This is a genomic window from Deinococcus sp., assembly GCF_025362455.1.
Taxonomy (GTDB): Bacteria; Deinococcota; Deinococci; order Deinococcales; family Deinococcaceae; genus Deinococcus.
In genome coordinates this window covers 1-4,719 of the sequence record NZ_JANYGJ010000085.1, presented here as the reverse complement: position 1 = coordinate 4,719, position 4,719 = coordinate 1, and the positions used below count along the sequence as shown (strand labels likewise).

7 protein-coding genes and 1 pseudogene are annotated in these 4,719 nt (G+C 67.5%); 5 read left to right on the top strand and 3 right to left on the bottom strand.

The window, feature by feature from the left end; translation table 11 throughout:
- From Q0R23_RS06070 to Q0R23_RS06055, 4 genes and pseudogenes are all read left to right on the top strand, one after another.
- The coding region (locus tag Q0R23_RS06070) for a CoA-transferase (protein ID WP_293911475.1) at window positions 1-291 on the top strand (291 nt) is incomplete at its 5' end.
- Between the two features lie 82 nt (window positions 292-373).
- Window positions 374-499 carry a hypothetical protein gene (locus Q0R23_RS06065; protein WP_293911474.1) on the top strand — a complete coding sequence of 42 codons (126 nt, stop codon included), beginning with the start codon at window positions 374-376 and terminating at the stop codon, window positions 497-499.
- Window positions 489-1,154, top strand: a complete 666-nt coding sequence (locus Q0R23_RS06060; protein ID WP_366520393.1) for a thiamine pyrophosphate-dependent dehydrogenase E1 component subunit alpha — start codon at window positions 489-491, stop codon at window positions 1,152-1,154. The genes Q0R23_RS06065 and Q0R23_RS06060 overlap by 11 nt, the downstream gene beginning before the upstream one ends.
- A pseudogene (locus Q0R23_RS06055) lies at window positions 1,145-1,402 on the top strand (carboxyl transferase domain-containing protein); the annotation flags it as partial. The gene Q0R23_RS06060 and the pseudogene Q0R23_RS06055, both read left to right, overlap by 10 nt.
- Here Q0R23_RS06055 and Q0R23_RS18490 read toward each other — a convergent pair.
- The 3 genes from Q0R23_RS18490 to Q0R23_RS06045 all read right to left on the bottom strand — a co-directional run bounded on the left by Q0R23_RS18490 (window position 1,288) and on the right by Q0R23_RS06045 (window position 4,010).
- The gene (locus tag Q0R23_RS18490) at window positions 1,288-1,578 is read right to left on the bottom strand and encodes a discoidin domain-containing protein (RefSeq protein WP_366520394.1); all 291 of its coding nucleotides are present in this window, start codon (window positions 1,576-1,578) and stop codon (window positions 1,288-1,290) included. The pseudogene Q0R23_RS06055 and the gene Q0R23_RS18490 overlap by 115 nt on opposite strands.
- Before the next feature lie 263 nt (window positions 1,579-1,841).
- Window positions 1,842-2,948 carry a glycoside hydrolase family 16 protein gene (locus tag Q0R23_RS06050; RefSeq protein ID WP_293911472.1) on the bottom strand — a complete coding sequence of 369 codons (1,107 nt, stop codon included), beginning with the start codon at window positions 2,946-2,948 and terminating at the stop codon, window positions 1,842-1,844.
- Between the two features lie 501 nt (window positions 2,949-3,449).
- Window positions 3,450-4,010 (bottom strand): ubiquinol-cytochrome c reductase iron-sulfur subunit, encoded by a 561-nt coding sequence (locus Q0R23_RS06045; RefSeq protein WP_293911471.1) that lies wholly within the window; start codon window positions 4,008-4,010, stop codon window positions 3,450-3,452.
- A 43-nt stretch (window positions 4,011-4,053) separates the two neighbouring features.
- On the opposite strand from Q0R23_RS06045, the gene Q0R23_RS06040 reads away from it, so the two are divergent.
- The coding region (locus tag Q0R23_RS06040) for an SDR family oxidoreductase (RefSeq protein WP_293911476.1) at window positions 4,054-4,719 on the top strand (666 nt) is incomplete at its 3' end.

The window sequence follows — 4,719 nt, the reverse complement described above, 5'->3', positions numbered from 1 at the left end:
GGCATGGGCGGCGCCATGGACCTGGTGGCCGGGGCCTTGCGGGTCGTCGTGCTGATGGAACACACCTCGAAATCCGGCGAGGCCAAGCTGGTGCGGCGCTGCACCCTGCCGCTGACCGGGCTGGGCGTGGTCCACCGCGTCATCACCGATCTGGCGGTCCTCGACGTGGTGCCGGGCGGATTGCAACTCATTGAACTCGCCCCGGACGTGAGCCTGGACGAATTGCGCCTGCGCACCGACGCGGCCCTGCTGATCCCGGCGGCCTTCAGCGGCGCGGCGGGCAGCCGGTGAGTCCGCTCGCCCCGACTCCATTCCGGCGCCGCCCCTCCTTCCCCGTTTTCGCCGCCAGACCCGCTTCAGGAGAAGCCCTGCCATGTTGACCCCCCTGACCGACACGCCGCTGCGCCTGATCGACGACGACGGGCGCCGCCTGGGCGAGTGGAGCGCCCCGCTCGGCGACGTTCAGTTGCTGCGAACAGTTGCTGCGGATGTACCGTGACATGCGCCGCGCCCGCGTGGTGGACGAGAAACTGGTGAGCATCACGCGTTCGGGCCGCTCCAGCTTCTTCGCCCAGGCCGCCGGGCAGGAGGCCACCCAGGTCGGCGCCGCCCACGCCCTGCGCCCCGGCTTCGACTGGATCTGGTCGTATTACCGCGATCAGGGTCTGGCCCTGGCGCTGGGCGCCTCGCTGCTCGAATGGTTCGCCGAGGTGATGGGCAAGCGCAGCGAGGCCAGCAAAGGCCACCAGCTCGCCCACCACTTCGGCTCCAAACCGATCAACCTGGTCTCGCAGGGGCCAAGCATCGGCTCGCAGGTGCCGCCCGCCGTGGGCACCGCCTACGCCCAGCAGCTCGCCGGAGCCGGTGACATCACGCTGTGCACCTTCGGGGACGGCGCGACCAGTGCCGGAGACTGGCACGCGGGCCTGAACATGGCGGGGGTGCTCCAGGCCCCGGTGATCTTCCTGTGCGAGAACAACCAGTACGCCATCAGCGTCGAGTTCGCCGGGCAGTCGGCCCCGCGCACCATCGCTATGCGGGCTCCGGCCCACGGCATGCCCGGCTACTACGTCGACGGTCAGGACGTGCTGGCGGTGCAGGCGGTGGTGCAGGAGGCGGTAGACCGGGCACGCGCGGGCGGCGGGCCGACGTGACCGGCTTCATGGTCGGGCACGACTCCGAGCAGGAGGGCATCATCCGGCGCGGCGCCAAGATGGTGAACGCGGTGAGCAACAGCGTGGTGCCCAAACTTACGGTGGTTACCGGGGGCAGCTACGGCGCCGGAAACTACGCCATGAGCGGCAAGGCCTTCGCGCCGCGCTTTCTGTTTTTGTGGCCCAGCGCCAAACACTCGCTGATGAGCGGCAACTCGGCGGCCAAGACCCTGATGGACGTCCGGGTGCAGCAGCATGCCCGCACCGGCCAGGCGCTCGACGAGGAGGACCTGAACACGCCGCACACCACCTGCGGGCGCCCCAGGTCGATCTGGAGCCACTGTGGGTCGCTGAACTGGCTCGACCAGCGGCTGGGGTTCGGAGTGTCGCCGTCCACCGCGTTACCGGGCACGGTCCAGTCCATCTCGACCAAGGAGGAGGTGGCGACCTTGTTCAGTGCAGCGTTGGCGGGCAGGCAATCGCCCAGCGCCTGCGTCTACACCGAAGCGGTCTGTGCGGCTGGACTCGGAGCCTGGGCGCTGGGCGACGTTCCACAGGCGCTGAGGGCGAGGGTCAGTCCGGTCAATCCGGTCAATCCGGTCAGCATTTTGTTCATGGTCATGGTGTCTCCTGGTGGTGAGTGAGTGATGGTCGTTGCGGGTGAGGGCTGGCCAGGGCTATTGCCGCTCACTGCCGCTGGTAGACCCGCACCCAGTCGACCTGCATGGTGTGCGGGAAGTTGGCTTCGGCGAGTTGCGCCAGGCCGCCCTCGGTCTTGGGGCCGGTGAAGTTCTGCGGGTTGTTGCGGTAGGCCGCCGGGTACGCGCCGTCGTAGGCCACGTTCAGCAAAATAAAGTTGGGTTTGTTAAAGACCCAGTATCCGCGCTTCTCGACCTCCGAGCGCAGGACGGTGCGGTACGGCACGTCGTCGATGCTGAAGACCACCTGGTCGGCGTCCCACTGGGCCTGATAGGTGTGCCAGTCAGTGGTCTTGAAGTCTGGGTGGCTGCCCGCCACGATGCCGCTGGGCGTGTCCAGCTTGTTGTACGCCTCGCCGATGCTGCCAGCGCCGTAGTAGCCGGGGCCGTGCAGCGAGGAGCTGTGCCACCAGGTGTAGCCGATGTTCTCGAAGATGTCGGTCTCGCCCGCGTTCGGCCAGCCGACATACGCATCGTCGACATCGAAGCCCAGCATCCAGAACGCGCCCCAGACGCCCACCGGGCCGTCCTTGGCCCCAGACGCCGTGGCCGGGGTCTGCATCCGGATGCGGGCGGCCACCCGGCCATAGGTGAACTGGTACTTGCCAGCGGTGGTGACGCGCCCGAAGGTGTAGTCGTGCCCGGCGTCGTTCTTGCGGGCGGTGATGTTCAGCAGGCCGTTCTGCGCGTAGACGTTGTTCAGGCTGTCAGTATAAAACTGGCGCTCGCCGTTGCCCCAGCCGCACACGCCCTTGTCGCAGCCGTCGCCGAGCTCGTAGTTCCATTTGCTGTTGTCGAGCTTGAGCGGCATGGCGGCGCTGCCGAACTCGTCTTGCCACTTGAGCACCCAGGTGTTGCCGGTGGGGGCGGGCGGCTCGGCGATGGGGGCCGGATTGTCCTGGCCGCCAGCCCCGTACACGGCGAATTCGAAGAGCGACACGCCGTACTGGCTGCCGTCGTTGGCCGACCAGCCGCGCTGTGTCGAGTTCATCCGCACGTAGCGGTAGGGCTTGGTCAGGTTCAAGGCCACGGTGTCGTGGTACTCGGCAGCGGGCGGGTTGGGTGCCGCCGCGTCGCCCGGACTGAGCGGCCCCACTTCAGGGCGTCACGGTCCGCCTCATGACGCCACGAGAAACAGAGAACGCCGGACGGTTTGGGACCGGAGCTGTCCTGGGATTGGCTGTCCTGGGATTGATCGCCTCTCTGATATGTTAGACGTCGAAAATATTAGGGCTATAAATTTCAGATTGCAACTCTGGTTCGTATTCAGAGTGCGTATCTCGCGTCGGTGCCCTCGCTGAGCATCCGGGCTGTCGGCTCTCAATCGGCACCGGAGCAGGAGCGTGGCAGACGCCGCAAAGAACATGCCTATTTCGCCAGGGCACTGTTTTGTTTCGTGCGCCGCATGGTCCGTGGTCGGAGAAGGTCGAGGTAGGTCATGGCAGGCTTTCGCGGGCGCAAGCAACGCGCCGACTGACGGCGCGGGGCTACTCGCCACTGCGCCCCACCAGTCGAAGGAGCCCTGCCTTTCCTTTGTTGACCGGCGAAATTCAGATGTCGGTCTCGTGCGCCGACGTCTCGCGCCGGGCCAGCGTCTTCAGCTTGCCGGGGCCGGAGCCGGTGCCAGGGCCACGGCCCAGACATCGCTGCCGCGCACTTCCAGCTTCAGCAGACCCAGGCTGAGCTTGGCCGGTCCCCTGACCACCGTGCCGTCGGCGCTGTAGGCGCTGCCGTGACAGGGGCAGACCTGAAGGTGAGTCTTGGCGTCGGGCAGGGCGGGTTTGCAGCCCAGGTGAGTACAGACCCGCGTGAAGGCCGAGAGGTACACCGGCTTGCCGCCGACCTTGACCTCCAGTGCCCGCGCCTTGTCGGTGGGCGGGCCACTCAGGCGCACCAGCAGCGCCGCCGTGTCGCCGAACATGAATTCGGCGGTGGCGAAGTCCTTGGTCAGCTTGCTCAGCGGCGTGATCTTCACGGCGGCGGGCGCCGGGGTCGCCGTCTGGGCACGGGCGACCTGGCTCAGCAGCAGTGCGCCGCCGCCGACGGCCAGACCCGTCACAACGGTGCGGCGCTGCACTCCGGCGGGCGCGTCGTTGGCGGTCTCGACGGGTATAGTCTCGGCTGGCCTCGTTTGAGCTGGCACGTTCTCTGATGGCATGATATCTCCTGATACGCATTGAGGGGGCGAGGGTCACAGATGACTGACCAGGCACAGGACCACAGATGGAGCGGGACACGTTCACTTTAACCTAAGTACGGCCAGGCTACCGTTTCGGGCTTCCACGTCAGTAGACGCCCTGATGGCCGCTGCCGTATCCCACTTCGGACGGCTGGACGTACTGGTCAACAACGCCGGAGTCGCTGGTGAAGGCGTCAGGGCGCACGAGCTGGATATCGGCGCCTGGGACCGGGTGCTGGCGGTCAATTTGCGCGGCCCGTTTTTGTGTGCCCGCGCCGCCCTGCCGCATCTGCTGCGGGCCGGGGGCGGCGCTATCGTCAACGTCGCCTCGACCTACGGCCTGACCGGGGCGCCCCTGGCAGCGGCCTACTGCGCCTCGAAAGGCGGGCTGGTCAACCTGACCCGGCAACTGGCGGTGGACTACGGCCCCGACCACATCCGGGTCAACGCGGTCTGCCCCGGCTACATCGACACCGACATGGGCGGCCACCGCGCCAGCCTGCCTCAAGGCGAGCAGCTTGCCGCCCAGGCCCGGCGCGAGGCCAATGCCGCCCGGCAGCCGCTGGGACGCCAGGCGCAGCCGGAGGAGGTGGCGCGGGTGGTGGTGTTTCTGGCCTCCGGGGGAGGGTCGTTCATGACCGGCTCGGTGGTGACGGTGGACGGCGGCTGCACGGCGACGTTTAACCAC